Genomic DNA, 25,143 nt, shown 5'->3' with positions numbered 1-25,143 from the left:
CCCGCCTGGGCGGGTCAGCGGCGGTTGCGCTTGACCCGCTCGGTGAACAGCTCGTCGCGGTCGACCTTGGAGTCATCCGCGATGAGGCGTCCGCGCGCCCCACGGTAGCTGTCGACCACGGCGCCGATCGCGAGCGCCAGCGTGATACCCCAGCTGAGCCACGCGAGAGCGGTGCGCCACGTGAAGGGCTCGTCGCTTCGGGCCGAGCGGAGCAGCGTCACGCCGCCGGTGATCGCGGAGAAGAGGCCGGTGCCGAAGAGGTACTTGCGCATACCACAAACGTAGCTTCCTCCAAGGGGCGCCGGGTGCGCAGGTAGGCTGGGGCCATCGCCGATCGCAGCCTGGAGGCATGCATGAGCACCGCTGATTTCGTCGTCGTCGCCAACCGGCTTCCGGTTGACCGGAACACGGACGGTGGTGGAGACGGGGAGTGGCGCCGTTCGCCCGGGGGGCTCGTCACGGCTCTCGAGCCCGTCATGCGGCGTACCGAAGGCGCATGGGTCGGTTGGCCCGGGAAGCCCGATCTCGAGTTCGACCCGTTCGACTTCGACGGCATGCAGCTCGTTCCCGTCGCACTCAGCGCCGCGGACGTCGAGGACTACTACGAGGGTTTCTCCAACGACACCATCTGGCCGCTCTACCACGACGTCATCGCCGCCCCCCGATACCGCCGTAACTGGTGGGAGGCATACCAGCGCGTGAACCGGCGCTTCGCCGAAGCCGCGGCGGCGGCTGCCGCGGACGGCGGCACCGTGTGGGTGCAGGACTATCAGCTGCAGCTCGTGCCCAAGATGCTGCGCGACATGCGGCCCGATCTCACGATCGGCTACTTCCATCACATCCCGTTCCCGGCCTACGGTCTCTACTCGCAGCTTCCCTGGCGCAAGCAGGTGCTGGAGGGGCTTCTGGGCGCCGACGTCATCGGCTTCCAGCGTGTGGCGGACGCGGGCAACTTCGCACGCGCGGTGAGGCGACAGCTGCGCTACGAGACGAAGGCGAGCGGCATCCGCGTTCCCGCTGACGGCGGCGGGCACCGCACCGCACTCGCGAAGGCGTTCCCGATCTCGATCTCGACCGACGATTACATCGAGCTCGCGCAGCGCCCCGACATCCAGGCCCGGGCCGCGGAGATCCGCGAAGACCTCGGCAACCCGAAGACCGTGCTGCTCGGCGTGGACCGTCTCGACTACACCAAGGGCATCCGTCACCGGCTGAAGGCCTTCGGTGAGCTCATCGAAGACGGCCGGGTCTCGGTCGAGGACGCGACCCTCGTGCAGGTGGCGAGCCCCAGCCGCGAGCGCGTCGAGTCGTACGTGCAGTTGCGTGACGAGATCGAGCTCACGGTCGCCCGCATCAACGGCGATCACGACACGTGGGGTCACAGCGCGATCCGATACATGCATCAGGCATTCCCGCGCGAGGAGATGGTGGCCCTGTTCCTCGCGGCCGACGTCATGCTCGTCACCGCTCTTCGCGACGGCATGAACCTGGTGGCGAAGGAGTACGTCGCCAGCCGCATCGACAATCGCGGGGTGCTCGTACTGAGCGAATTCGCCGGCGCTGCCGACGAGCTCGCGAGCGCCGTGCGCATCAACCCGCACGACATCGACGGTATGAAGGACGCCATCGTCCGGGCGATCGAGATGCCCGCAGCCGAGCAGGGGCGGCGCATGCGCGCGCTGCGCAAGCGCGTGCGCGAGCACAATGTCGACGATTGGTCGCGCTCGTTCCTCGACGCTTTGGCCGCTGCCGGTCGATCGAGCAGCCCCGCGCATTCGGCGGCTTCCGCCCGTTCCGTCTCGACGGCCATGACGGAAGCCGAGCACAACGCATGACCGCTCCGACGTTCACCTCCCGTGCGGGACTCGAGGCTGCGGTGGATCGCGCCGCGAACGCACGCCACCTGCTCGTCGCCCTCGACTTCGACGGCACTCTCGCGCCCCTGGTCGACGAGCCCATGTCGGCGCGCATGCTCCCCGCCGCACGCGATGCCCTCGCACGTCTCTCGCACGCTCCGGCCACGACGGTCGCGCTCGTGTCGGGTCGGACGCTCGAACATCTCGCGGAGATATCGGAGCGCGATCCCGACTCGCGAATCCACCTCGCCGGCTCGCACGGCGCGGAGTTCTGGCATCCGGATGCCGGTTCGGAACAGGATTCCGACGATGATGCCGAGCTCCGCGATGCGCTGACCGCGCGGGCGGAAGCGATCATCGAGGGGGTCGAGGGGGCATGGATCGAACACAAGCGGTTCGGATTCGGCCTTCACACGCGTCTCGCCGAACCCGCGGCCGCCGCCGAAGCAGCAGCCCGGATCGATGAGCTCGTCCGTGTCGAGGCCCCGACGTGGCGTCGTCGCACCGGGCAGGACATCCTCGAGTTCGCGTCGCGACACGAGGGCAAGGACTCCGCGGTGCGGAGCCTCCGCGAGCGCGTCGGCGCCGACGTGGTCGTCTTCGCGGGCGACGACGTGACCGACGAAGACGCCTTGCGGTCGCTCGAGGCCGGCGACGTGGGCATCCGGGTCGGCGGGGGAGAGACGGTCGCCGAATACCGGGTGGCGGATGCGGCCGCGCTCGCGGTGCTGCTCGGCCGGCTCGCCGAGTCTCGCGCGGGGGAATGAGCTCCGGCGCTCGGGCATAGAATTCGAGAATGCCCGACAGCTCCGAGACCATCGACATCAAGCCCCGCAGTCGTGCCGTCACCGACGGCATCGAAGCCACGACCTCCCGAGGGATGCTCCGTGCCGTCGGCATGGGGGATGAGGACTGGGACAAGCCCCAGATCGGCATCGCCTCGAGCTGGAACGAGATCACCCCGTGCAACCTGAGCCTCGACCGGCTCGCCCAGGGGGCCAAGGAGGGCGTCCACTCCGGCGGCGGTTACCCGCTGCAGTTCGGCACCATCTCCGTCTCGGACGGCATCTCGATGGGCCATGAGGGCATGCACTTCTCGCTGGTCTCGCGCGAGGTCATCGCCGACTCCGTCGAGGCCGTCATCATGGCCGAGCGGCTCGACGGTACCGTCCTGCTGGCAGGCTGCGACAAGTCCATCCCCGGCATGATGATGGCGAGTGCCCGCCTCGGGCTCTCGAGTGTCTTCCTGTACGCGGGGTCGACGATGCCGGGCTGGGTGAAGCTCAGCGACGGCACCGAGAAGGACGTCACGATCATCGACTCGTTCGAGGGCGTCGGTGCCTGCCGCGCCGGAAAGATGAGTGAGGCCGACCTCAAGCGCATCGAGTGTGCGATCGTGCCCGGCGAGGGAGCCTGCGGCGGCATGTACACGGCCAACACCATGGCCTCCGTCGGTGAGGCCCTCGGCCTCAGCCTGCCGGGCTCGGCCGCCCCGCCGTCGGCCGACCGCCGCCGCGACTATTACGCGCACCGCTCGGGTGAGGCTGTGGTCAACCTCCTGCGCCAGGGGATCACGACGAAGGACATCCTGACGAAGGAGGCGTTCGAGAACGCGATCGCCCTCGTCATGGCTCTCGGAGGCTCGACGAACGCCGTCCTCCATCTGCTCGCCATCGCCCGCGAGGCAGAGGTCGACCTCAGCCTGCACGACTTCAACCGGATCGGTGACAAGACTCCGCACGTGGCGGACATGAAGCCGTTCGGCCAGTACGTCATGAACGACGTCGACCGTCACGGTGGCATTCCCGTCGTGATGAAGGCGATGCTCGACGAGGGACTGCTGCACGGTGACGCGCTCACGGTGACGGGCAAGACCCTCGCCGAGAACCTCCGCGACCTCGACCCCGAGCCCATCGACGGCAAGGTCATCCACACGTTCGACAACCCCATCCACGCCAGCGGCGGCATCACGATCCTGCACGGGTCGCTCGCCCCCGAGGGAGCGGTCGTGAAGACCGCCGGCTTCGACGCCACGGTGTTCGAGGGCCCCGCACGCGTCTTCGAGCGCGAGCGCGCGGCGATGGATGCCGTCGCGAACGGCGAGATCGAGCCGGGCTCGGTCATCGTCATCCGCTACGAGGGCCCGAAGGGCGGACCGGGTATGCGAGAGATGCTCGCCATCACGGCGGCCATCAAGGGCGCCGGGCTCGGGAAAGATGTACTACTCTTGACGGACGGACGATTCTCAGGCGGCACAACCGGCCTGTGCATCGGCCACATAGCACCCGAAGCGGTGGACGCAGGTCCCATCGCATTCGTGCGCGATGGTGATCTGATACGGGTCGATATCGCGGCTCGCTCCCTCGACCTACTCGTCGACGAGGCTGAGCTGAACGCCCGCCGTGACGGCTGGGCTCCTCTTCCCCCGCGCTATACCCGTGGCGTTCTGGCCAAGTACTCCAAGCTCGTGCGCTCCGCCGCGGAGGGCGCGACCACCGGCTGACTTCGGCTCCGACATCGTCTCCTCTTCTTCAGCGAGGTTCATCACCATGTCCACCGACATCTCCGCGGCCATTCCCAGGCCGCCGTCCCGCACCCCCTCAGCTCCCGTGATGACGGGAGCGGAGGCCGTCGTCCGCTCGCTCGACAATCTCGGTGTCACCGAGGTCTTCGGGCTGCCGGGCGGCGCGATCATGCCCGTCTACGATCCACTCATGGACGACGAGGCCGTACGCCACATCCTCGTTCGTCACGAGCAGGGCGCAGGGCACGCGGCCGAAGGCTACGCCTCGGCGTCGGGTCGGGTCGGGGTCGCCATCGCGACCTCGGGTCCCGGCGCGACGAACCTCGTGACCGCGATCGCCGACGCCTACATGGACTCCGTGCCACTTGTCTGCATCACGGGCCAGGTGTTCTCGACCCTCATGGGAACGGATGCCTTCCAAGAGGCCGACATCGTCGGCATCACGATGCCGATCACGAAGCACTCCTTCCTGGTGAAGACCGCTGAGGAGATCCCCGGTGCGATCGCGGCGGCGTTCGAGATCGCCGGCACCGGCCGGCCCGGCCCCGTCCTCGTCGACATCACGAAGGACGCTCAGCAGAACACCGCGCCGTTCGTCTGGCCGCCGAAGGTCGATCTGCCGGGATACCGTCCGGTGACGAAGGCGCACGGCAAGCAGATCCAGGCGGCCGCCCAGCTCCTCGCCGAGTCGCAGAAGCCGGTCCTCTACGTCGGCGGCGGCGTGATCCGGGGCCGCGCCTCCGACGAGCTGCTGACCCTCGCCGAGGCGACCGGCGCGCCTGTCGTCACGACGCTCATGGCCCGCGGCGCTTTCCCCGACTCCCACCCGCAGCATCTGGGAATGCCCGGCATGCACGGCACGGTCCCGGCCGTGCTCGCACTGCAGGAGTCCGATCTGATCGTCGCCCTCGGTGCCCGCTTCGACGACCGGGTGACCGGCAAGGCATCGCTCTTCGCCCCGAACGCGAAGGTCGTGCACGTCGACATCGATCCCGCCGAGATCTCGAAGATCCGCTTCGCAGACGTGCCCATCGTGGGAGACGTGCGCGACGTGCTCGTCGACCTCGAATCGGCGTTCCGCGGCGTGATCGGCGACGGAAAGCCCGACACGACCGAGTGGTGGGCCTACCTCGACGGCCTCCGCGAGGAGTTCCCGCTCGGCTACGCGCCGACGACCGACGGCCTGCTGTCTCCGCAGCACGTGATCCAGCGGATCGGCGAGCTCACCGGACCCGAGGGCGTGTACGCATCGGGGGTGGGCCAGCACCAGATGTGGGCCGCGCAGTTCATCAAGTACGAGCGTCCCAACTCGTGGCTCAACTCCGGCGGCGCCGGCACCATGGGCTACGCGGTCCCGGCGGCCATGGGCGCGAAGGTGGCCCAGCCCGACCGTGTGGTCTGGGCGATCGACGGCGACGGCTGCTTCCAGATGACCAATCAGGAGCTGGCGACCTGCGTCATCAACCAGATCCCGATCAAGGTCGCGATCATCAACAACTCGTCGCTCGGCATGGTGCGCCAGTGGCAGACGCTGTTCTTCGACGGCCGCCACTCGAACACCGACCTGAACACAGGGCACGGGACGGCGCGCATCCCCGACTTCGTCAAGCTCGGCGAGGCGTACGGTTGCCTCGCCATCCGGGTCGAGACCGAAGACCAGATCGATGACGCGATCAAGCTGGCGCTCGAGACGAACGATCGCCCCGTCGTGATCGACTTCGTGGTGAGCGCCGACGCCATGGTGTGGCCGATGGTCCCGCAGGGGGTCAGCAACAGCTACATCCAGTACGCCCGCGAGCACGCGCCCGCATTCGACGAGGAGGCCTGAGATGTCGCGCCACGTGCTGAGCCTCCTGGTGGAGGACAAGCCGGGTCTGCTGACCCGTGTCGCCGGGCTGTTCGCCCGACGCGGCTTCAACATCGAGTCGCTCGCCGTCGGTGTGACGGAGGTGCCGGGCCTCTCGCGCATCACCGTCGTCGTCGACGTCGAGGAACTGCCGCTCGAGCAGGTGACGAAGCAGCTGAACAAGCTCGTCAACGTCATCAAGATCGTCGAGCTCGACTTCTCGTCGTCGGTGCAGCGCGAACACATCCTCATCAAGGTGCGTGCTGACAACCAGACCCGCTCGAATGTCATCGAGGTCGCGAACCTGTTCCGCGCGGCGATCGTCGATTACGCCCCCGACGCCCTGGTGGTCGAGGTGACCGGAGACCGCGGCAAGATCGACGCGATCCTCCGCGCTTTCGAGCCCTTCGGCATCAAGGAACTCGCACAGTCGGGTCTGCTCGCCATCGGGCGCGGCGGTAAGAGCATCACCGAGCGCGTTCTGCGCGGCTGACCTTCCGAACCACGAATCAAGGAGAAACACACGAACATGGCCGAGATCTTCTACGACGACCACGCCGACCTGTCGATCATCCAGGGCAAGAAGGTGGCGATCGTCGGCTACGGCTCGCAGGGCCACGCTCACGCGCAGAACCTCCGCGACTCCGGCGTCGAGGTCGTCATCGCGCTCAAGGACGGCTCGAAGTCGGCCGCGAAGGCGCAGGACGAGGGCTTCGAGGTCAAGAACGTCGCGGATGCCGCGGAGTGGGCCGACCTCATCATGATCCTCGCGCCCGACCAGCACCAGCGCTCGATCTACGCCGACTCGATCAAGGACAAGCTCACGGCGGGCAAGACGCTCGCGTTCGCCCACGGCTTCAACATCCGCTTCGGCTACATCGACGCTCCCGAGGGCGTCGACGTCATCCTCGTCGCCCCGAAGGCTCCGGGTCACACGGTGCGCCGCGAGTTCGTCGCGGGTCGCGGCATCCCCGACATCATCGCCGTCGAGCGCGACGCGTCGGGTTCGGCCTGGGACACCGCGCTGTCGTACGCGAAGGCGATCGGCGGCACCCGCGCGGGCGTCATCAAGACCACCTTCACCGAGGAGACCGAGACCGACCTCTTCGGCGAGCAGGCGGTTCTCTGCGGTGGCATGAGCCACCTCGTGCAGTACGGCTTCGAGACGCTGATCGAGGCCGGCTACCAGCCGCAGATCGCCTACTTCGAGGTGCTCCACGAGCTCAAGCTGATCGTCGACCTCATGTGGGAGGGCGGCATCGCCAAGCAGCGCTGGTCGATCTCCGACACCGCTGAGTACGGCGACTACGTCTCCGGCCCCCGCGTGATCTCGCCCGAGGTCAAGGAGAACATGAAGGCCGTGCTCGCCGACATCCAGTCGGGTGCGTTCGCACAGCGCTTCATCGCCGACCAGGACAACGGCGCCACCGAGTTCCTCGGCCTTCGCGAGAAGGAGCAGGGTCACCCGATCGAGGCGACCGGCAAGGAGCTGCGCGGTCTCTTCGCTTGGAAGCAGCAGGACAGCGACTACATCGAGGGCAGCGCCGCGCGCTGACCCGTGACGAGCGGCACCGCCCGCTCCGCGACCCTCGGCGGCACCCCGTCGAGCCCGGCCTCGTGCCACGGAAGCCCGGTCCCCATCAGGGGCCGGGCTTTCGGCGTGCGCCGATACCACCGAGACCTTTTACGATGGAGGCATGCCCGTCCCGAAGAAGCAGTTCGCTCGCGCGCGCCTGGGGGCGGTGTGCGTCGCAGCTTCTGTGGTCGCGGGGGCGATCACCGCACCGGCGGCCTGGTCCGTCACGACGGAGGCCGTCGACCCCGTTCCGCATTCGGATGCTCCGGTCGCACCGGTGATTCCGGACGACACCTTCTCCGACGAGGACGACATGGCCCCGGCACCGGGCGAGACGGTGACGCCGTCGCCCGTGCCGACGGACTCGCCGTCGCCGACAGACGGCGTACCGACGCCGACGCCGACGCCGACGCCGACCAGCCCGGCACCCACCGAGCCGCCGGTCGAGCCGTCGCCGGCCGCTCCGACCGAGCCGGCGCCCGCGCCCGTGCCGCCGCGGATCGACGCAGAACCCGATGGTCGTGTGCCCACGGCCGTGCGGCTCGGGGCGTTGCTGGGATACGCCTACCGCAACCCCGGGGTCGCCTCGCCGACACCGGCGCCGAGCGACGCCGTCGATCTGGACGGGAGCCCCGACGTGGGTGGATCCGCCGAACTCGGCGCGTCCGTTCCCGCGCAGGACCCGACGGGTCGCACCGACGCGGTGCGCGTCGGATCGTTGCACGATGGCTCGGGCACAGAGCTCGCGAAGCCGGCGGTGTGGGCGCCTTGGGGTGGGGCTTTGATCTTGGCTGGTGCCGCCGTCGCCGTCTTCGTGCTCCGCGGGGGTCGGCAGATCGGTCGTTGACGCGCCCGGCTTGTTCGCGCAGCTCGGCTGCCGGCTGCCGGGCGCTACTCTGAACATGTGACGAGCCGCGATGACGATGCCCTGAGCTGGGCCGGAGACGACGACCCGACTCTCGTCTCGGCTCCTGCCACGGAGCCCGCACCCGCGCCGTCGCAACGGCCGAGGGATGAGCCGGTCGAAGTCGCCGCCGACGAAGCGGCCGATGCCGGCGCGGACGGTTCCGCCGCGGGACTGAGCAACACGGCCCTGATCGCGCTCGGGGTGCTCGGCGGCGTTTACCTCCTGTACTCGATCGGATGGTTCGTGGGAGGGATGCGCGTCCACAACCTGAGCGGTCTGCTCGGGATCGAGGCCGCGGTCTCGGTTCCCGTGCTCGTGCTCGCGGTCGCCGCGCCCGCGATCTGGTTCGTCGCGACATATGCGCTCACACGCAGCTCGCGCGCGTGGGTGAGGTTCGTCTGGCTCGTCGCGGGGGCGTTGCTCCTCGTGCCGTGGCCGTTCGCGACCCTCGGGGCGGGGAGCTGATGATGGCGAGCGAAGCACGAGGAGTCGCGCAGACGCCTCCGGTCTGGCGGGTGGCGGTCGTCGCGGGAGCGTTCGGCCTGTTCTACGCATACGCGGTCTGGGCTGCCGTCCCGTTGTTGTTGACCCCGTCACCGGCACGGACCGCGGTCGGATGGGTGGCCGTCGTCGCTGCCGTGGTGCTGCCGATCGTCATCTTCGCGGGGGCCTTCGCGCTCGGGTGGCGCCGACGCTCGGGATCTTTCGCCCTGATCCTCCTGGCGGGGCTCGGGCTCTCAGCGGTGTTCTTCCTGAACGTCCTCTCGTTCGCCCTCACCTCCGGCGCCGTCTGAGTCGGCGGAACGTCACACGGTCATGGGAGCGGCCGACGCCGCGCTAGGCTGAGACGACCCGCCGCACCGCCGTCGGCTGTCGTGGCGACCACCCGTTCCGCGCTTCTGCGCATGCTCCAGAGGATCGTCCGTGCCCCAGCCCGTCGTGCTCATCGCCGAAGAACTCTCGCCCGCAACGATCGATGCTCTCGGTCCTGACTTCGAGATCCGATCGGTCGACGGCGCCGACCGCGCCGCGCTGCTTCCTGCTCTCGCCGACGCGCACGCCGTCCTGATCCGCTCCGCGACCAAGATGGATGCCGAGGCAATCGCCGCCGCCCCGTCGCTGAAGGTCATCGCTCGCGCGGGCGTCGGACTCGACAACGTCGACATCAAGGCCGCGACAGCCGCCGGCGTCATGGTCGTCAACGCCCCGACGTCAAACATCATCTCGGCGGCCGAGCTGACGGTCGGCCACATCCTGAGCCTCGCGCGTCACATTCCGGCCGCTCATGCCTCGCTCGCCGCAGGCGCCTGGAAGCGCTCGTCCTTCACCGGCACCGAGCTCTTCGAGAAGACCGTGGGCATCATCGGCCTCGGTCGTATCGGCGCGCTCATCGCCGCGCGCGTGCAGGCATTCGGCGTGAACGTCGTGGCATACGACCCCTACGTCACACCCACTCGCGCGCAGCAGCTCGGCGTGACCCTGCTGAGCCTCGACGACCTCCTCACGCAGAGCGATTTCGTCACGATCCACATGCCGAAGACTCCGGAGACGACGGGCATGATCGGCGCGGAGCAGTTCGCACGCATGAAGAAGTCGGCCTACGTGGTCAACGTGGCGCGCGGTGGCCTGATCGACGAAGAGGCACTGTACACCGCTCTCACGACGGGTGAGATCGCCGGGGCGGGGCTCGACGTCTTCACGAGCGAGCCTCCGAAGGAAGACGGCACCGCGTTCCCGCTCCTCTCGCTGCCTAACGTCGTCGTCACGCCTCACCTCGGGGCCTCGACCGACGAGGCGCAGGAGAAGGCGGGCGTCTCGGTGGCGAAGTCGGTCAAGCTCGCGCTCGAAGGTGATCTGGTGCCCGACGCCGTGAACGTCGCCGGTGGTGTGATCGACCCATTCGTGCGTCCCGGTATCGCGCTGGTCGAGCAGCTCGGGCAGATCTTCACGGGTCTCGCGCCCAGCGCGCTGACGAGCCTCGACATCGAGGTCCGCGGCGAGCTGGCCGACTACGACGTCAGCGTCTACCGCCTCGCGGCGCTGAAAGGGATCTTCACCAACATCGTCAGCGAGAACGTCTCGTACGTGAACGCGCCGCTCTTCGCCGAGCAGCGCGGCATCGAGACGCGTCTCATCGTCGAGTCCGAGAGCCCGCTGTACCGCAACATCACGATCCTGCGGGGCACCCTCTCCGACGGCTCGGTCCTCACCGTCGAAGGCACCCTCGCCGGAACGCGCATGGTCCCGAAGGTCGTCGGCATCAACGGCTACGAGGTCGAGGTGCCCATCGAACGGCACCACGTGGTGATGCGCTATGCCGACCGCCCGGGGATCGTGGCGATCTACGGCCAGAAGCTGGGGGAGGCGGGAATCAACATCGCCGGCCTTCAGGTCGCGCGTCCCGACGCTTCCGGTCGCGCTCTTTCGGTGCTGACGGTCGACTCGCCGGTGCCGGACCACCTTCTCGACGAGATGCGCGAGGCCGTGGCCGCCGACCTGTTCCGCCAGATCGAGCTGACCGGCTTCTGAGATCGGTCAGCGCTTCGTGACGCCGAGGACGAGGCCGATCAGCGCGTCGAAATCTTCGCCCTGCGGGACGGGCCCGACGACCGCGCCCGCGCCGAGTGCGTTGTTGAAGTAGAGGCCGTCGCCCACCAGGAGGACGAGCTGAAGCGCGGTCTCGTCACGGGTGTGGCCGCGCAGCGCGTCCTCCCACAGGGTGCGGACATCACGAAGCGCGGCGCTGGCCGCGGGATGACCGCTCTGGGCGAGCCGAGAGCCGGCGAGGAGCGCGCGATCGAGGGCGCTGTCCTCCATGACGGAGGTGCGGAGGTAGGCCGCGACGATGCCCTCGGGATGCTGCGCCATGTCGTCGACATCGAGGCGGGCGAGCTCCATCATCCGCTCGAGCAGCGCCGTCTCAAGCGCCTCCTTCGAGCCGTAGTGGTAGAGCAGGCCGCCCTTGGAGACGCCGGCGGCCGCAGCCACGGCATCCATCGTCGCGCCGCGCGCGCCGTCGGAGATCAGAAGGTTCTCGTACGCGTCGAGCACGCTTTCGCGGGCACGTGGGGGACGACTCATGTCTCCAATCCTCTCGCGTCTGAGCGTTCGCTCCTGTTACTATACCGGCTGGACGGTGAACTTATGACTTTGACTGAAGAGATCGCAATCGCTGACGGCCAGGGCCGGCGGGTCGGCTGGCGCGGGTGGGCAGCCCTCGGCGTGCTCATGCTGCCCGTACTGCTCGTGTCGGTCGACAACACGGTGCTGAGCTTCGCGCTGCCCGAGATCGCCCGCGCGCTGAGCCCGACCAGCGCCCAGCAGCTCTGGATCATCGACGTGTACCCCCTCATCCTCGCGGGACTGCTCGTGACGATGGGCTCCCTCGGCGACCGGTTCGGACGACGTCGGATGCTGCTGATCGGTGCGACCGGCTTCGCGGCCGTCTCCGCGCTTGCGGCCTTCGCTCCGAGCGCCGAGCTGCTGATCGTGGCGCGGGCGGCGATGGGCGTGTTCGGGGCGATGCTGATGCCGTCGACCCTCTCGCTGTTGCGGAGCATCTTCACCGACCGTGATCAGCGGCGCCTCGCGATCGCGGTCTGGGCCTCGATGTTCTCCGCTGGCGCAGCCCTCGGGCCGATCGTCGGCGGTCTCCTGCTCGAGCACTTCAGCTGGGGCTCGGTGTTCCTCATGGCGGTGCCGGTCCTCGTGCCCCTGCTCGTACTCGCGCCCTTCCTCGTGCCCGAGAGCCGCGATCCGCGACCGGGCCGCATCGACCCGATCAGCATCGCTCTGTCGATGCTGACGATGGTGCCGATCGTGTACGCGATCAAGGACTTCGCGGTGAAGGGGTGGGGCATCACCCCGCCGGTGCTGTTCGCGCTCGGCCTGGTGTTCGGCTGGCTCTTCGTGCGTCGACAGCTTCGTGTGAGCGAGCCGATGCTCGACATGCGACTTTTCTCCCGCGGCACTTTCAGTGGTGCCTTGCTGGTCAACCTCCTGAGCGTCGTGGCCCTCGTCGGCTTCCTGTACTTCGTGACGCAGCATCTGCAGCTGATCGTCGGTCTCTCGCCGCTCCAGGCCGGGCTCGCCCTCGTGCCCGGTCTCGCCATGATGATCATCGCCGGGCTGGGAGTCGTCCCGATCTCGCGCCGGGTCTCGCCGCGGATCGTGGTGCCCGCAGCCCTGACGTTGTCGGCAGCCGGGTACGTCATGATCGCGCTCCTGACCGACGCGGAGAGCATGATCGAGCTCGTCCTCGCGTTCGCTCTCCTCGGCATGGGCATCGGCGCGGCAGAGACCGTGTCGAATGAGCTGGTGCTCGCAAGCGCTCCGCCCGCGAAGGCCGGGGCGGCCAGCGCGGTGTCCGAGACCGCGTATGAAGTGGGCGCGGTTCTCGGCACCGCCGTGCTCGGCGGCATCCTCACGGCGATGTACCGCGTCGGCATGGCCGTGCCCGAGGGCGTGCCTGCGGAGGCCGCCGATGCGGCCCGCGAGACCCTCGCGGGAGCCGTCAACGTCGCGCAGGACCTGCCCGAGCCGATCGGGCGTCAGCTGATGGACGCGGCCGCTCACGCGTTCGACTCCGGTGTCGGCGTGACCGCGGCCATCGGTGCCGTGCTCGTCGTCTGCGCGGGGATCATCGCGGCCACTACGCTGAAGGGATCCCACTCGCGGCGTGCCGAGCACTGAGCTCGCGACGCGCCGCGTCGCCGAGAACGAGGAGAGCGATGTCGCGTGTCGTGAAGCTGGCCGTGATTCCGGGCGACGGAATCGGTCCCGAGGTCGTCGCCGAGGCCGAGAAGGTCCTCGACGCGGCGGTGGCGGGAACGGATGTCGTCATCGACAAGACGCGGTTCTCGCTCGGTGCCGCCCGGTACCTCGAGACCGGCGACACGCTGACAGACGACGACCTCGCGGCCATCGCGGGGCACGACGCGATCCTCCTCGGCGCGGTGGGGGGAGTGCCCGGTGATCCGCGGCTGCGCGACGCGAACATCGAGCGGGGACTCCTGCTGAAACTGCGATTCGAACTCGACCACTACGTCAACCTGCGGCCGTCGAAGCTCTATCCGAGCGTTCCGGGTCCGCTCGCCGAGCCGGGGGAGATCGACTTCGTCGTGGTGCGGGAGGGGACCGAGGGCCCGTACGTCGGCAACGGCGGGAGCATCCGGCGAGGCACCCCCCACGAGGTCGCCAACGAGACGTCCGTGAACACCGCATTCGGGGTCGAGCGGGTCGTGCGCTACGCCTTCGATCTCGCTGAGCGGCGGCGCCGCAAGCTGACGCTCGTGCACAAGACCAACGTGCTCGTGCATGCCGGCGGCATCTGGAAGCGCATCGTGGACGAGGTGGCGGCGGAGCACCCCGACGTCGCCGTAGACTATCTGCACGTCGACGCGGCGACGATCTTCCTGGTCACGAACCCGGGCCGCTTCGATGTGATCGTCACCGACAACCTCTTCGGCGACATCCTGACCGACTTGGCCGGCGCCGTCACCGGAGGCATCGGCCTCGCCGCATCGGGGAACATCAATCCCGACGGCGCGTTCCCTTCGATGTTCGAACCCGTCCACGGATCGGCGCCCGACATCGCAGGTCAGCAGAAGGCCGATCCCACGGCCGCGATCCTCTCCGTTTCGTTGCTGCTCGATCACCTCGGGCTCACGGAGGCCGCTCGACGCGTCACCCACGCCGTCGAGGCCGACATCGCCGACCGTAGCTCGGACCCCCGTACGACGACGCAGATCGGCGACGCGATCGCGGCTCGGCTCCAGGCGTAGCCTGGAAATCGCCCGCCGCCCGACATCCGCTTGGAAGACAGATGACTCTCCTCGAAAACGACCCCGACGCCGGACTCGAACCCCTCGATTTCGCCGTCACCCGAAACCTCACCGCGGCCCCCGCCGCCCGTCGCGAGGAGATCCTCGCGAATCCCGGGTTCGGCACCCACTTCACCGACCACATGGTCGACATCTGTTGGTCGGTCCGCGGCGGCTGGCACCGTCCGCGCGTCCAGCCCTACGGTCCGATCACTCTCGACCCCGCCGCGGCGGTGCTGCACTACGGGCAGGAGATCTTCGAGGGCATCAAGGCGTACCGGCACGCGGACGGCTCGGTGCACACCTTCCGTCCCGACCAGAACGGCCGGCGACTTCAGCGGTCGGCTCGTCGCCTCGCGCTGCCGGAGCTTCCGGTGGAATGGTTCGTCCAGTCGCTTCGCGAGCTCATCGCGGTCGACGGCGACTGGGTGCCCTCCGGTGCCGACCAGTCGCTCTACCTGCGCCCGTTCATGTTCGCGAAGGAGGCTTTCCTCGGAGTGCGCCCCGCGAACAAGGTCGCGTACTACGTGATCGCCAGCCCCGCGGGCGCCTACTTCACCGGCGGCGTGAAGCCGGTGTCGATCTGGCTCAGCGAGGACTATGCCCGCGCAGGCAAGGGCGGCACGGGCGCGGCCAAGACCGGTGGCAACTACGCGTCGAGCCTGCTGCCGCAGGCGGAGGCGTACGAGAACGAGTGCGACCAGGTCGTGTTCCTCGATCAGGACCGCAACGTCGAGGAGCTCGGCGGCATGAACGTCGTGTTCGTCTACAAGGACGGCACGATCGTCACGCCGCAGTCCGACTCGATCCTCGAGGGCATCACCCGCGACTCGATCCTGCAGCTCGCGCGCGACCGCGGGCACAAGGTCGAGGGGCGCGCCGTCTCGCTCGACGAATGGCGCCGGGGTGTGGCATCCGGCGACATCGTCGAGGTCTTCGCCTGCGGCACCGCTGCCGTCGTCACCCCGATCGGCGTGCTCAAGGGTCGCGACTTCTTCGACGAGCAGCCCGTCGGTCAGCTCGCCCTTTCGCTGCGCGAAGAGCTCACCGACATCCAGTACGGACGACGCGAAGACAAGCACGGCTGGCTCGTGCGATTGGACGGCTGAGATGAAGATCGTACGTTTCTCGCACAACGAGACCATTCGTTACGGCATCCTCGACGGCACCGATCTGGTGACCCTCGCGGGTGATCCGATGTACGCCGGCTACGACACGACGGGCGATCGCGTGGCGCTGAGCGACGCTGTGCTCCTGGCACCCGTCATCCCGCGATCGAAGATCATCGCGGTCGGCCGCAACTACCGGGAGCACGCCGCCGAGTTCGGGAACGAGGTTCCCGCCGAACCGCTGCTGTTCTTCAAGCCGAACACCTCCGTCATCGGCCCGGGCGACGCGATCGTCCGCCCGACGCAGTCGCAGCAGGTGGACTTCGAGGGGGAGCTCGCCGTCGTCATCGGCAAGGTCACCCGCAATGTCTCGGTCGACGACGCGCTGAGCCATGTGTTCGGCTATTCGATCGCCAACGACGTCACAGCGCGCGATCTGCAGCGCAGCGACGGTCAGTGGACCCGGGCGAAGGGCTTCGACACGTTCTGCCCGCTCGGGCCGGCGATCGAGACCGACTTCGACCCGTCGCAGGCCCAGCTCGTGGCCCGCGTGAACGGGGAGGAGAAGCAGCGTGCACCGCTGACGGACATGGTGCACGGCATCGCCGACCTCATCGCCTACGCCTCGGCGGCGTTCACGCTGCTGCCGGGCGACGTCATCCTGACGGGAACACCTGCCGGGGTCGGCCCGCTCGTCGCGGGCGACGTCGTGGAGGTCGAGATCGATGGTCTCGGCATCCTGCGCAACATCGTCCGGGATGCCTGACACGGTCGACACCCCTGCTCCGAGCGCGGCGTCCGCCGGCGTCCCACGGGAGGTCGTGCGGCGCCGCGCGCTCGTCGTGCTCTCGCTGGGCCAGGTGCTCGGCGGCATCGGTTTCGGGTCGACCATCTCACTCGGAGCTGTCATCACCGAGCGACTCACGGGCGACGAGGCTCTGGCAGGTCTCCCGACCGCCGCGGTGACGCTCGGTGCCGCCCTGCTCGCGGTGCCGCTGGCCTCCCTCGCGTCGCGTTCGGGGAGGCGCCCGGCGCTTGCTCTCGGGATGCTTCTCGCGCTCGTCGGCGTGGCACTCGTCGTCGTGGGTACGGCGGCGGGGCTGTTTCCGGTCCTGCTCGTCGCCTTCGCCTTGATCGGCGCGGGCCAGGCCGCCAATCTGCAGTCGCGGTTCGCCGCCACCGACCTGGCAACCGATCGAACACGCGGGCGCGACCTGTCGATCGTTGTCTGGGCGACCACGATCGGTGCGGTGCTCGGTCCGAACCTGATCGGTGCCGGCGAAGCGCTCGGCGGCGCCGTGGGGATGCCCCCGCTGACAGGTCCGTATCTGTTCACGGCGGTCGCGCAGGTGCTGGCCATCGTCCTCTACCTGTTGGCTCTCCGGCCCGACCCGCTGCTCCTCGCGCGCGAGTCGAGCGCCGGGAGATCGGGCGCCTCGACCACGGCGCTGTCTCGACCTGACCGGCCTCGCGCGGCGCGCTACGCCATTCTCGCGATAGCCGGCTCTCACGGGGTCATGGTGTCGGTGATGGCGATGACGCCGCTTCATCTGGTCCATCACGGCGCCGAGCTGTCAGTCGTCGGGCTGACCATCAGCCTGCATATCGCCGGGATGTACGCGCTCTCGCCCGTCTTCGGCATCCTCGCCGACAGGCTCGGGCGCGTGCCCACGGTGCTGCTCGGGCAGGCTCTGCTCGCCGCGTCACTCGTCGTAGCCGCTTTGGGTGCGGAATCGTCCGCCGCCGTCACGGTCTCGCTCATTCTGCTCGGGCTCGGCTGGAGCGCGGCCACCGTGGCGGGATCGGCGCTGCTGACCGAGGCGTCGTCACCGGAGCGCCGGACGACCCGGCAAGGACGCAGCGACGCGGTCATGAACGTCGTGGGAGCAGCGGGCGCTGCCGCAGCCGGGGGCGTGCTCGGGCTGATCGGCTACGCGGGACTGGCGACGTGGGCTCTCGTCATCGTCGCGCTGGTCGCGATCGGTGGCGTCATCGTGGGGCGGTCGATGCGCTCCGCTGACGGCGCGAACGATTCGGCGGGCGTCTAGTCGTCGCGCCTGTCGACGGCAAGCATTTTGCTGCGGGCCGGAAGGCTGGCACCGTGGAGTCATGAGCCACCGCGCACAGTTGATCATCGCCCTCGTCGCGAGTGCGATCCTCTTCCTCTCCATCGCGCTGATGTTCGCGCTGGTGATCATCAGCTTCTTCACCGACGGCATCGAGTTCGCCGGTGATCCTCACATCGCCGACGCGATCGCCGTGACCGGCTGGGCGCGGACGGCGTGACGCTCGCGCGCGCCGTCGTCTCCGGCTGATCAGCCGAGGAGAGCGGCCACGGCGAGCTCGACGTCGCTCTCGTCATTGAAGACGTGGAACGCGAGGCGGGCATTGCCACGGCGACCGGATGCGGTGACCCCGGCGGCCGTCAGTCGCGCGAGGTCCGCGCCGGCGGGGTCGGGCCAGGTGACGATGGGCGTGGCTCGCAGGGGCTCGGGAAGTCCGAGTCGCTCGCGGAAGGCGGAAGCGAGGCCGGTCACTCGCGTGTGGAGGGCGGAGGCGTCGGCGCCGGCGAACATCGCCAGCGCGGGCTCTGCTCCCACCATCGCCTGCCAGGCCGGTGACACATCGAAGCGCCGCGCGGAGCGCGCGAGCGACGCGTCTACGCCGTAGCACGCGGCCCAGGGATCCTCGCCGGCGTACCAGCCGGCATGGAGCGGCGTGAGTGTCGCTGCGAAGTCATCGCCGACGACGAGGAACGCGACGCCGCGAGGCGCGCACAGCCACTTGTAGGTGTGGCAGACAAGGGCATCGAACATCTCTGCATCGACGGGGAGCCACCCCGCCGCCTGCGTGGCGTCGCACAGTGTACGAGCGTTGTTCCGCCGGGCCGCGTCGACGATCGCCGTCGCGTCGGCGACCTCTCCGGTGGCCGACTGCACGATCGAGAACGCGACGAGGTCGACATCCGCTGTGATCGCCCTGGCGAGATCTGCCAGGGGAACCGCGCGCACTCGGATGTCGCGACCGGCGTGCGCGAACGGGAGCACGAGCGACGAGAACTCGCCCTCGGGGCAGAGCACGGTCGCGCCATCGGGGAGGGACGCCGCGATCATGCCGACCATGACCGAGGTCTGCGATCCGATGGCGATGCGCTCGGGCGCGGTGTTCACCAGGCGTGCGAAATGACTGCGGCACCGCTCGGTGACGGCGGCGTAATGAACGAGGTCGGGACGGGCGTCGAGATCGGCGACGACCGCCGCTCGCGTCGCATGCGTCGGCAGGCCCGTGCTGCATGCGGCGAGGTAGCCACGTGCCCCCGAGAATGCGGCGTGAAGCTCCTCGGGTAGGAGGGTCGTCGTCTGCATGCATCCAGACTGCGCCCCGCTGATCTATTGGTCTACGGCAGGATTTGCATGTAAAGCATCATGGGGAGTTATCTTTGCGCATGAGCATCCCGGACTATCGTCTCGATGTCGCCGAGCTGCGCATCGTGCGGGCCATCGCCGACGGCGGGTCGATCACCGCGGCTGCGTCGGCCCTGGGCTACAGCCAGCCAGCCGTGAGCCAGCAGGTCAAGCGACTCGAACAGCGTCTCGGGGTGCCCGTCGTCGAGCGTGTCGGCCGGCGGATGCGGCTCACTGAAGCCGGTCGCGTGATCGCCCGGCACGCGGCGGCGGTGGCGACGGCCATCGAGGCCGCCTCCGGCGAGCTCGCCGAACTCGCCGGGTTGCGTTCGGGAACGGTGCGCATGGTCGGCTTTCCCTCTGCTTCGCCGACGGTGTTGCCGCGGCTCATGGATCGGCTGGCCCAGGCGGAGCCCGGGCTGACGCTGACGTACGTCGAGGCGGAGCCCCCCGAGGCGATCGCAGATGTCCGCGCCGACCGCGCCGACATCGCCCTCACCTTCGGCTATCCCGGCGATCGGAGCGACCCGCACGGCGAGAACGCACGCGGTCTCGACGCCGCGCTCATCGGCTACGACGATCTGCTGGCGGTGCTGCCGGCCGACCACCCTGCCGCTCACGGATCCGGCGCCATCGAGATCGCGCTGCTGGCGCACGAGGCGTGGATCGCCGGGTGCCCCCGCTGCCGAGGGCACCTGCTCGAGGTGTGCGGGCGAGCGGGGTTCGTCCCCGCGATCCGATTCGAGACCGACAACTTCGTCGCGGTCGAGCAGCTCGTCGCGCAGGGGATCGGTGTCGCGACCCTCCCGGGGCTCGCGGTCGCATCATTCCCGGTCCTTCCGGGTGTGGTCACACGTCCGCTGCCGGCGAGTGAACGCCGCGCCATCCACGCGGTGTCGGCGGGTGGCGCGGGCCGCGTGCCGGCGGTGGCCTCCGTGCTCGGCCACCTCCGGGCCGTCGTCGCGGAGCTCACCGACACGGATGCGCACGCGAACTAAGCTGGAGGGGATGTCCAACGCACCTCACCCCGCCACCACGACCGCTTCCGGAACCGACGTCCGCGTGCGGTTCTGCCCCTCGCCGACCGGCTTGCCGCACGTCGGCCTGATCCGCACGGCCCTGTTCAACTGGGCATACGCGCGCCACAACGGCGGCAAGATGGTCTTCCGCATCGAAGACACCGACGCGGCGCGCGATAGCGAGGAGAGCTACCAGCAGCTTCTCGAGGCCCTGCGGTGGCTCGAGATCGACTGGGACGAGGGTGTCGAGAAGGGCGGCCCGCATGCCCCGTACCGCCAGTCGCAGCGTCACGAGATCTATCGCGAGGTGCTCGACAAGCTCATCGCTGCCGGTGTCGTGTACGAGTCGTACTCGACGGCAGAGGAGATCGACGCCCGCAACGAGGCGAACGGACGCGCGAAGCAGCTCGGCTACGACAACTACGACCGCGGTCTCACCGACGAGCAGAAGGCGGCGTTCCGCGCCGAGGGGCGAGAGCCCGCGTGGCGTCTGCGGGTGCCGGACCACGACCTGACCTTCGTCGACCTCATCCGAGGCGAGGTCACGTTCCCCGCCGGATCGTTCCCCGACTTCGTGATCGTTCGGGCCGGCGGCATCCCGCTCTACACGTTCGTGAACCCCGTCGACGACGCGCTCATGGGCATCACGCACGTCCTCCGCGGCGAGGACCTCATGCCGTCGACGGCGCGTCAGCTCGCGCTGTACGCGGCGCTGATCGAGGCGGGCGTCACCGATTTCGTCCCGCGCTTCGGGCACATGCCCCTCGTCCTCGGCGACACCGGCAACAAGAAGCTGTCGAAGCGTGACCCGAAGGCCGACCTCTTCCTGCAGCGAGAGAGGGGCTTCATCCACGAGGGGCTCCTGAACTACCTGTCGCTCCTCGGCTGGTCGATCGCGCCCGACCGCGACGTCTTCACGCGTGACGAGCTCATCGCCGCGTTCGACATCGCCGATGTGAACCCGAACCCGGCCCGCTTCGATCAGAAGAAGGCCGAGTCGATCAACGGCGACCACGTGCGGATGCTCGCACCCGACGACTTCGCCGAGCGCCTCGTGCCCTACCTCGCCGGCGCCGGGCTGATCCAGAACCCGCCCACGGCGGGGGAGCGCGAGATCCTCGAAGCGGCGGCGCCGCTCGTGCAGGAGCGGATGCAGCTGCTGGGCGATGCGCCCGGCCTGCTCGGCTTCCTCTTCCGGTCCGAGGTCGCATACGAGGACGACGCGCTGTCGGGTCTTCCCGCCAACGCGGGCGAGGTGCTCGTCGCGTCTGTCGGCGCCCTCGAGCTGGTTCCCGAGCAGGGCTTCACCGCGGCGGCGGTGCAGGAGGCGCTCGCGCCCGCGCTGATCGAGGGACTGGGTCTCAAGCCGCGTGTCGCTTACGGCCCGCTTCGCGTCGCCCTCAGTGGACGTCGCGTGTCGCCGCCTTTGTTCGAGTCGATGGAGCTGCTCGGCAAGGCTGAGACCATCCGCCGGCTCGACGCGCTGGTGCAGCGCGTCGGCTGACGCGCCCGGGCGGCACTCGGTTTGGCCGCATCCTCTCCGTCAGGTAGAGTTATTCCTCGGTGCGACTGAGGTCAAACCGACCATGGGGTATGGTGTAATTGGCAACACGGCGGTTTCTGGTACCGTTGTTCTTGGTTCGAGTCCAGGTACCCCAGCTTTGAGAAAAGCCCCGCTTCGGCGGGGCTTTTCTGTTGGTTCCGCGGCGGCCGCGATCAGCGACGCGGGTTCGACTGTGCCAGCCGGGGCGCCACGATTGCGGCGGCGATCAGCGGGGTGGCCAGGAAGAGCCACGCCGTGACCGGAAGCCCCGGCATCGCGAGCAGGGCTCCGACGATGAGGTTGCCGATCAACACCGCGACGCCCCCACAGGTGGCGAGCAAACCGAAGAACGACCCTGTCGGGTGGTCGTCCGCGAAGCGGGGGACGAGTGAGAGTGCGGTCGGGTTGGTCGTCATGTGGCCGGCCACGACGAGGGACGCCGCCGCGACGACGATCGTGACGCGTACAGCATCCGCGGCGGGTGCCAGTGCTCCCAGCGCCACGACAGCGAAGCCGGCGGCAGACAGGACATAGCCGATGCGGAGGGCGACAGAAGCCCCGACGCGCGCCGACCAGCGCGCGACGGGGATCTGCAGCGTCAGCGTCAGGATCGATACCCACGCGAACATCCCGGCGGTCGCGGTCGCCGGGTGTTCCGTCGTCGCGAGCTGCAACGGCAGCGCGAGATAGAGCTGGTTGTAGGCGAGCAGGTCCGCGGCGTGCGCGGCCGAGAAGCCGACGAAGCGCCGATCGCGCAGCGACCACCAGTGGCCCGTGGGTGTCGTGGTGGCCTCCGACGTGGGTTCGCGTCGGACGACGGGCAGCGAGACGGCGAGGAACAACCCGATCAGGACGAAGAAGGCGGCCCCGAACAGGGCGACCGTCTCGAACCCCCAGCCGAGGAGGGCGGCGCCGACGACAGGACCCGTGACGGCGCCGAGCTCGCCGGTGATGCTGAGCCAGGCGAAGAGCGACGCGCGTGTGGCAGCGCCCGAGGCGGGGCGCCGACGCTCGGCATCCGCGAGGAGCACGTTGAGCCCCGGAGAGAAGAGAGCCCCGCCGAGGCCGGTGAGGACGGTCCCGGTGACGAAGAGCACGAGCTGGGGCGACTCCAGGGTCAGGGACGCCGCGAGCGTCGTGAACCCGGCGACCCGGACGCCGCAGCCGAGGAGGATGACTCGACGCGCGCCCATCCTGTCGGCGAGCACGCCGCCGACGAGGAACATCCCCTGCTGGGCGAACGTGCGGACCCCGAGGATGAGTCCGACGGTGGTGGCCGCGACACCGAAGTCTTCGGTGAGGACGAGGGCGAGGAATGGCACGACGGCGTAGAAGCCGGTGTTGAACAGGAACTGCGTCGCGAGCAGCACCGGGGTGCGCGCGGCGCGCGGCGAGGCGCCACCGGGGCGGGGGATCTGCACGTCGGGTTCTCTCGGGCTTCGGATGTCGTTGGGGGCGCCGCCGAGTTCGGCTGAGCGGCGGGCGGCGCGACGGGCCGGAACGATCATCGCAAGACGACGGCCGTGCGGCCGCGAGCGGCATGCGGTGGAGTGACAATGGGCGTATGGGACTCTTCATGCAGCGACCGGAGGAACCGAGCGAGTGGGCAGGTCTGCCGTCTGAGCCTGTACGCCGCACGTCGAACGCGGAGTTGCTGCCCGACGAGCCGCCACCCGCCGATCCCGCGGGCGATCTCCTCGGCGGGGGCGGCATCGCGTCGATCACGATTCCGCTTCCGGTCCCGTCGGAGCCGGCGGGCGAGGGGGCCGATGGCGACAGCGAGGCGGAGTCAGGTACGGAGCCGCCCGCTGTCTGACAGGTGTCGGATAAGCTGAGGTCATGGACCCGCGGTCGATGCGCAGCCGAGAGGCGCTGCGTCGCGCCGCGCTCGATCTGGCCGCTGTGCGCCCGCTCACCGACCTGTCGGTGTCGGAGATCTGCCGTACCGCAGGTGTCACCCGCGACACCTTCTACCGCCATGCCGACGCGCCCGTCTCGCTCGTCGCCGACGCGTTGAGTGTCGAGCTGGCGGACGTGCTCTCGGATGTCGGCGAGCTCGATTCGCTGTCGACCGCCGAAGGACTTCTGCTCCAGCACGTGAAGCAGCGCGCCGACGTCTATCGCGGGGCTCTGCATCCCTCGCTCGCTGCTCCGATCCGTGCCGTGCTCGAACGGGTCATCGCCGCAGGCCTCGAGGAATGGCTCGCACGGCATCCCGAAATCGAGCCGCCTGCGATCGATGATCTGCCGTCGCGAGAGATCGCTGTGGCGTACGCGGCGGGTGGGACGGTCGCGGCGATCGAGGCTTGGCTGCGCTCGGGTGCCGATGACGTGGCGTGGGCGACGAGGGCGATCCTCGCCGCATCGCCGGAATGGTGGCTGCGGTGACGCAGCCGAACGAGAGGAGATCACGATGAAGGCAGCAGTGTTCCACGCGAAGGAAGACCTCCGCGTGGAGAACGTCGAAGAACCGACCGTGGAGGCTGGGCAGGTGAAGCTCAAGAACGCCTTCGCGGGGATCTGCGGGTCGGACCTGCACGTGTACTACGCGCCTGAGGCCGCGGGCCTCACCCTGGACGAGCCGCACCCGGTGACGGGCGCTCAGCTTCCGCAGATCCTCGGACACGAGTTCGCGGGAACCGTCGTCGAGGTCGGTGAGGGCGTCGAGGGAGTCTCCGTCGGCGACCGCGCCGCCGTCTGGCCGGTCTACTACTGCGGCGAGTGCCCCGCGTGCGAGAAGGGCATGTTCAACGCCTGCCAGAAGATCGGCTTCCACGGGCTCAGCTCGCACGGCGGCGGGATGGCGGAGTACACGACGGTTCCGGCCTTGATGCTGCACAAGCTCCCCGAGAACGTCGACCTCCGCATGGGCGCGCTCGTCGAGCCGATGGCGGTCGCCTGGCATGCTGTCGAGCGATCGCATGTGACGTCCGGACAGACGGCGATCGTCGCGGGGGCCGGCCCGATCGGTATCGGTGTCTGGTTCGCTCTCAAGGCCCACGGTGTCGAGAAGGTCCTCGTTTCGGAGCCCAGCGCCGCGCGGCGTGAGACGATCGCCGCCCTCGGCGCGACCGTGGTCGACCCGGTCTCGGGTGACTTGGCCGCCGCGGTCGCCGAGCTCACCGGCGGTCGCGGAGCCGACGTCGCGTTCGACGCCGCGGGAGCGGGACCCGCCATCACGTCGGGCCTGGCGAGCCTGGTACCCGGCGGACGCTTGGTCGTCGTCGCCATTCACGAGCGCGCCATGGAGTTCTCGCCGACGCAGCTCGTGATGGCCGAGACTGAGATCGCCGGTGCGCTGGCCTACCTTCCGGCTGACTTCGATGCCGTCATCGACGCGATGTCGCGCGGCGTGTACGACACGACCGGTTGGGTCGAGGAGGTGCCGATCGACGGCGTCGTGGGAGCCATCGAGAAGCTCCGCGGCGGTGCCGGCGCAAAGATCCTGGTGCGGTCTGACGCCTGACGCCTGACGCCTGACGCCTGACGTCTGACGCCCGACGCGAAAGCCCGCGATTCCGAATGTCGGATCGCGGG

25 protein-coding genes and 1 tRNA gene are annotated in these 25,143 nt (G+C 69.1%); 22 read left to right on the top strand and 4 right to left on the bottom strand.

Annotation, left to right across the window (positions count from 1 at the left end; genetic code table 11):
* Nucleotides 1-14 precede the first annotated feature (14 nt).
* Complete coding sequence (locus tag DEU36_RS02420; protein ID WP_120262767.1) at nucleotides 15-272, bottom strand: hypothetical protein; 258 nt, start codon at nucleotides 270-272, stop codon at nucleotides 15-17.
* An 81-nt stretch (nucleotides 273-353) separates the two neighbouring features.
* On the opposite strand from DEU36_RS02420, the gene DEU36_RS02415 reads away from it, so the two are divergent.
* The 10 genes from DEU36_RS02415 (at nucleotide 354) to serA (ending at nucleotide 11,238) form a co-directional block, all read left to right on the top strand.
* Nucleotides 354-1,835: a trehalose-6-phosphate synthase gene (locus tag DEU36_RS02415; RefSeq protein WP_120262766.1), complete on the top strand. Its 1,482-nt coding sequence runs from the start codon at nucleotides 354-356 to the stop codon at nucleotides 1,833-1,835.
* Entirely contained in the window at nucleotides 1,832-2,623 is a 792-nt protein-coding gene (gene otsB, locus DEU36_RS02410; protein WP_120262765.1) for a trehalose-phosphatase, read from the top strand. Before DEU36_RS02415 ends, otsB begins: the two co-directional genes overlap by 4 nt.
* A 29-nt stretch (nucleotides 2,624-2,652) precedes the next feature.
* Nucleotides 2,653-4,359: a dihydroxy-acid dehydratase gene (gene ilvD / locus DEU36_RS02405; protein ID WP_120262764.1), complete on the top strand. Its 1,707-nt coding sequence runs from the start codon at nucleotides 2,653-2,655 to the stop codon at nucleotides 4,357-4,359.
* Nucleotides 4,360-4,405: 46 nt separating this feature from the next.
* Nucleotides 4,406-6,208 carry an acetolactate synthase large subunit gene (locus DEU36_RS02400; RefSeq protein WP_120262763.1) on the top strand — a complete coding sequence of 601 codons (1,803 nt, stop codon included), beginning with the start codon at nucleotides 4,406-4,408 and terminating at the stop codon, nucleotides 6,206-6,208.
* Between the two features lies 1 nt (nucleotide 6,209).
* The gene (gene ilvN, locus DEU36_RS02395) at nucleotides 6,210-6,719 is read left to right on the top strand and encodes an acetolactate synthase small subunit (protein ID WP_071918201.1); all 510 of its coding nucleotides are present in this window, start codon (nucleotides 6,210-6,212) and stop codon (nucleotides 6,717-6,719) included.
* 36 nt (nucleotides 6,720-6,755) lie between these two features.
* On the top strand, nucleotides 6,756-7,781 hold the full coding sequence (gene ilvC / locus DEU36_RS02390; RefSeq protein ID WP_023951072.1) for a ketol-acid reductoisomerase: 1,026 nt from the start codon (nucleotides 6,756-6,758) through the stop codon (nucleotides 7,779-7,781).
* A 142-nt stretch (nucleotides 7,782-7,923) separates the two neighbouring features.
* Entirely contained in the window at nucleotides 7,924-8,649 is a 726-nt protein-coding gene (locus DEU36_RS02385) for a hypothetical protein (protein WP_120262762.1), read from the top strand.
* Between the two features lie 57 nt (nucleotides 8,650-8,706).
* Nucleotides 8,707-9,174, top strand: coding sequence for a hypothetical protein (locus tag DEU36_RS02380; protein WP_120262761.1), 468 nt, complete (start codon nucleotides 8,707-8,709; stop codon nucleotides 9,172-9,174).
* A 2-nt stretch (nucleotides 9,175-9,176) separates the two neighbouring features.
* Nucleotides 9,177-9,503: a bacitracin resistance protein gene (locus DEU36_RS02375; protein WP_120262760.1), complete on the top strand. Its 327-nt coding sequence runs from the start codon at nucleotides 9,177-9,179 to the stop codon at nucleotides 9,501-9,503.
* Between the two features lie 130 nt (nucleotides 9,504-9,633).
* Nucleotides 9,634-11,238 carry a phosphoglycerate dehydrogenase gene (gene serA / locus DEU36_RS02370; protein ID WP_120262759.1) on the top strand — a complete coding sequence of 535 codons (1,605 nt, stop codon included), beginning with the start codon at nucleotides 9,634-9,636 and terminating at the stop codon, nucleotides 11,236-11,238.
* A gap of 6 nt (nucleotides 11,239-11,244) precedes the next feature.
* Here serA and DEU36_RS02365 read toward each other — a convergent pair whose 3' ends face one another.
* On the bottom strand, nucleotides 11,245-11,790 hold the full coding sequence (locus tag DEU36_RS02365) for a TetR/AcrR family transcriptional regulator (RefSeq protein ID WP_183045268.1): 546 nt from the start codon (nucleotides 11,788-11,790) through the stop codon (nucleotides 11,245-11,247).
* Nucleotides 11,791-11,853: 63 nt separating this feature from the next.
* Between DEU36_RS02365 and DEU36_RS02360 the strand changes: the two genes are divergently transcribed.
* From DEU36_RS02360 to DEU36_RS16080, 6 genes are all read left to right on the top strand, one after another.
* Nucleotides 11,854-13,401 (top strand): MFS transporter, encoded by a 1,548-nt coding sequence (locus DEU36_RS02360; RefSeq protein WP_120262757.1) that lies wholly within the window; start codon nucleotides 11,854-11,856, stop codon nucleotides 13,399-13,401.
* Nucleotides 13,402-13,439: 38 nt separating this feature from the next.
* Entirely contained in the window at nucleotides 13,440-14,492 is a 1,053-nt protein-coding gene (locus tag DEU36_RS02355) for a 3-isopropylmalate dehydrogenase (protein WP_120262756.1), read from the top strand.
* A gap of 41 nt (nucleotides 14,493-14,533) precedes the next feature.
* Entirely contained in the window at nucleotides 14,534-15,640 is a 1,107-nt protein-coding gene (locus DEU36_RS02350; RefSeq protein ID WP_120262755.1) for a branched-chain amino acid aminotransferase, read from the top strand.
* A 1-nt stretch (nucleotide 15,641) separates the two neighbouring features.
* Nucleotides 15,642-16,406: a fumarylacetoacetate hydrolase family protein gene (locus DEU36_RS02345; RefSeq protein ID WP_120262754.1), complete on the top strand. Its 765-nt coding sequence runs from the start codon at nucleotides 15,642-15,644 to the stop codon at nucleotides 16,404-16,406.
* Complete coding sequence (locus DEU36_RS02340; RefSeq protein WP_120262753.1) at nucleotides 16,399-17,688, top strand: MFS transporter; 1,290 nt, start codon at nucleotides 16,399-16,401, stop codon at nucleotides 17,686-17,688. The genes DEU36_RS02345 and DEU36_RS02340 overlap by 8 nt, the downstream gene beginning before the upstream one ends.
* A gap of 61 nt (nucleotides 17,689-17,749) precedes the next feature.
* Nucleotides 17,750-17,926, top strand: a complete 177-nt coding sequence (locus DEU36_RS16080) for a hypothetical protein (RefSeq protein ID WP_183045267.1) — start codon at nucleotides 17,750-17,752, stop codon at nucleotides 17,924-17,926.
* Nucleotides 17,927-17,955: 29 nt separating this feature from the next.
* On the opposite strand, the gene DEU36_RS02335 is transcribed toward DEU36_RS16080, so the two are convergent.
* Nucleotides 17,956-19,005: an aminotransferase class V-fold PLP-dependent enzyme gene (locus DEU36_RS02335; protein WP_120262752.1), complete on the bottom strand. Its 1,050-nt coding sequence runs from the start codon at nucleotides 19,003-19,005 to the stop codon at nucleotides 17,956-17,958.
* 80 nt (nucleotides 19,006-19,085) lie between these two features.
* Between DEU36_RS02335 and DEU36_RS02330 the strand changes: the two genes are divergently transcribed.
* The 3 genes from DEU36_RS02330 (at nucleotide 19,086) to DEU36_RS02320 (ending at nucleotide 21,722) form a co-directional block, all read left to right on the top strand.
* A complete protein-coding gene (locus DEU36_RS02330) occupies nucleotides 19,086-20,042 on the top strand; it encodes a LysR family transcriptional regulator (RefSeq protein WP_183045266.1) in 957 nt (318 codons plus the stop codon).
* A 10-nt stretch (nucleotides 20,043-20,052) separates the two neighbouring features.
* The gene (gltX, locus tag DEU36_RS02325) at nucleotides 20,053-21,567 is read left to right on the top strand and encodes a glutamate--tRNA ligase (RefSeq protein WP_120262750.1); all 1,515 of its coding nucleotides are present in this window, start codon (nucleotides 20,053-20,055) and stop codon (nucleotides 21,565-21,567) included.
* 83 nt (nucleotides 21,568-21,650) lie between these two features.
* Nucleotides 21,651-21,722 (top strand) — tRNA-Gln (locus DEU36_RS02320).
* 57 nt (nucleotides 21,723-21,779) lie between these two features.
* Here DEU36_RS02320 and DEU36_RS02315 read toward each other — a convergent pair.
* Nucleotides 21,780-23,114 (bottom strand): MFS transporter, encoded by a 1,335-nt coding sequence (locus DEU36_RS02315; RefSeq protein WP_120262749.1) that lies wholly within the window; start codon nucleotides 23,112-23,114, stop codon nucleotides 21,780-21,782.
* A gap of 56 nt (nucleotides 23,115-23,170) precedes the next feature.
* On the opposite strand from DEU36_RS02315, the gene DEU36_RS02310 reads away from it, so the two are divergent.
* From DEU36_RS02310 to DEU36_RS02300, 3 genes are read left to right on the top strand one after another with little or no spacing between them, the layout of a single operon-like run.
* Entirely contained in the window at nucleotides 23,171-23,422 is a 252-nt protein-coding gene (locus DEU36_RS02310; RefSeq protein ID WP_120262748.1) for a hypothetical protein, read from the top strand.
* Between the two features lie 23 nt (nucleotides 23,423-23,445).
* Nucleotides 23,446-23,994 carry a TetR/AcrR family transcriptional regulator gene (locus DEU36_RS02305; RefSeq protein ID WP_120262747.1) on the top strand — a complete coding sequence of 183 codons (549 nt, stop codon included), beginning with the start codon at nucleotides 23,446-23,448 and terminating at the stop codon, nucleotides 23,992-23,994.
* Nucleotides 23,995-24,019: 25 nt separating this feature from the next.
* On the top strand, nucleotides 24,020-25,072 hold the full coding sequence (locus DEU36_RS02300) for an alcohol dehydrogenase catalytic domain-containing protein (protein ID WP_120262746.1): 1,053 nt from the start codon (nucleotides 24,020-24,022) through the stop codon (nucleotides 25,070-25,072).
* Nucleotides 25,073-25,143 lie beyond the last annotated feature (71 nt).

Origin of the sequence: Microbacterium sp. AG238, from assembly GCF_003610405.1 — a bacterium.
Taxonomy (GTDB): Bacteria; Actinomycetota; Actinomycetes; order Actinomycetales; family Microbacteriaceae; genus Microbacterium.
This window is presented reverse-complemented; position numbering and strand designations above follow the sequence as displayed.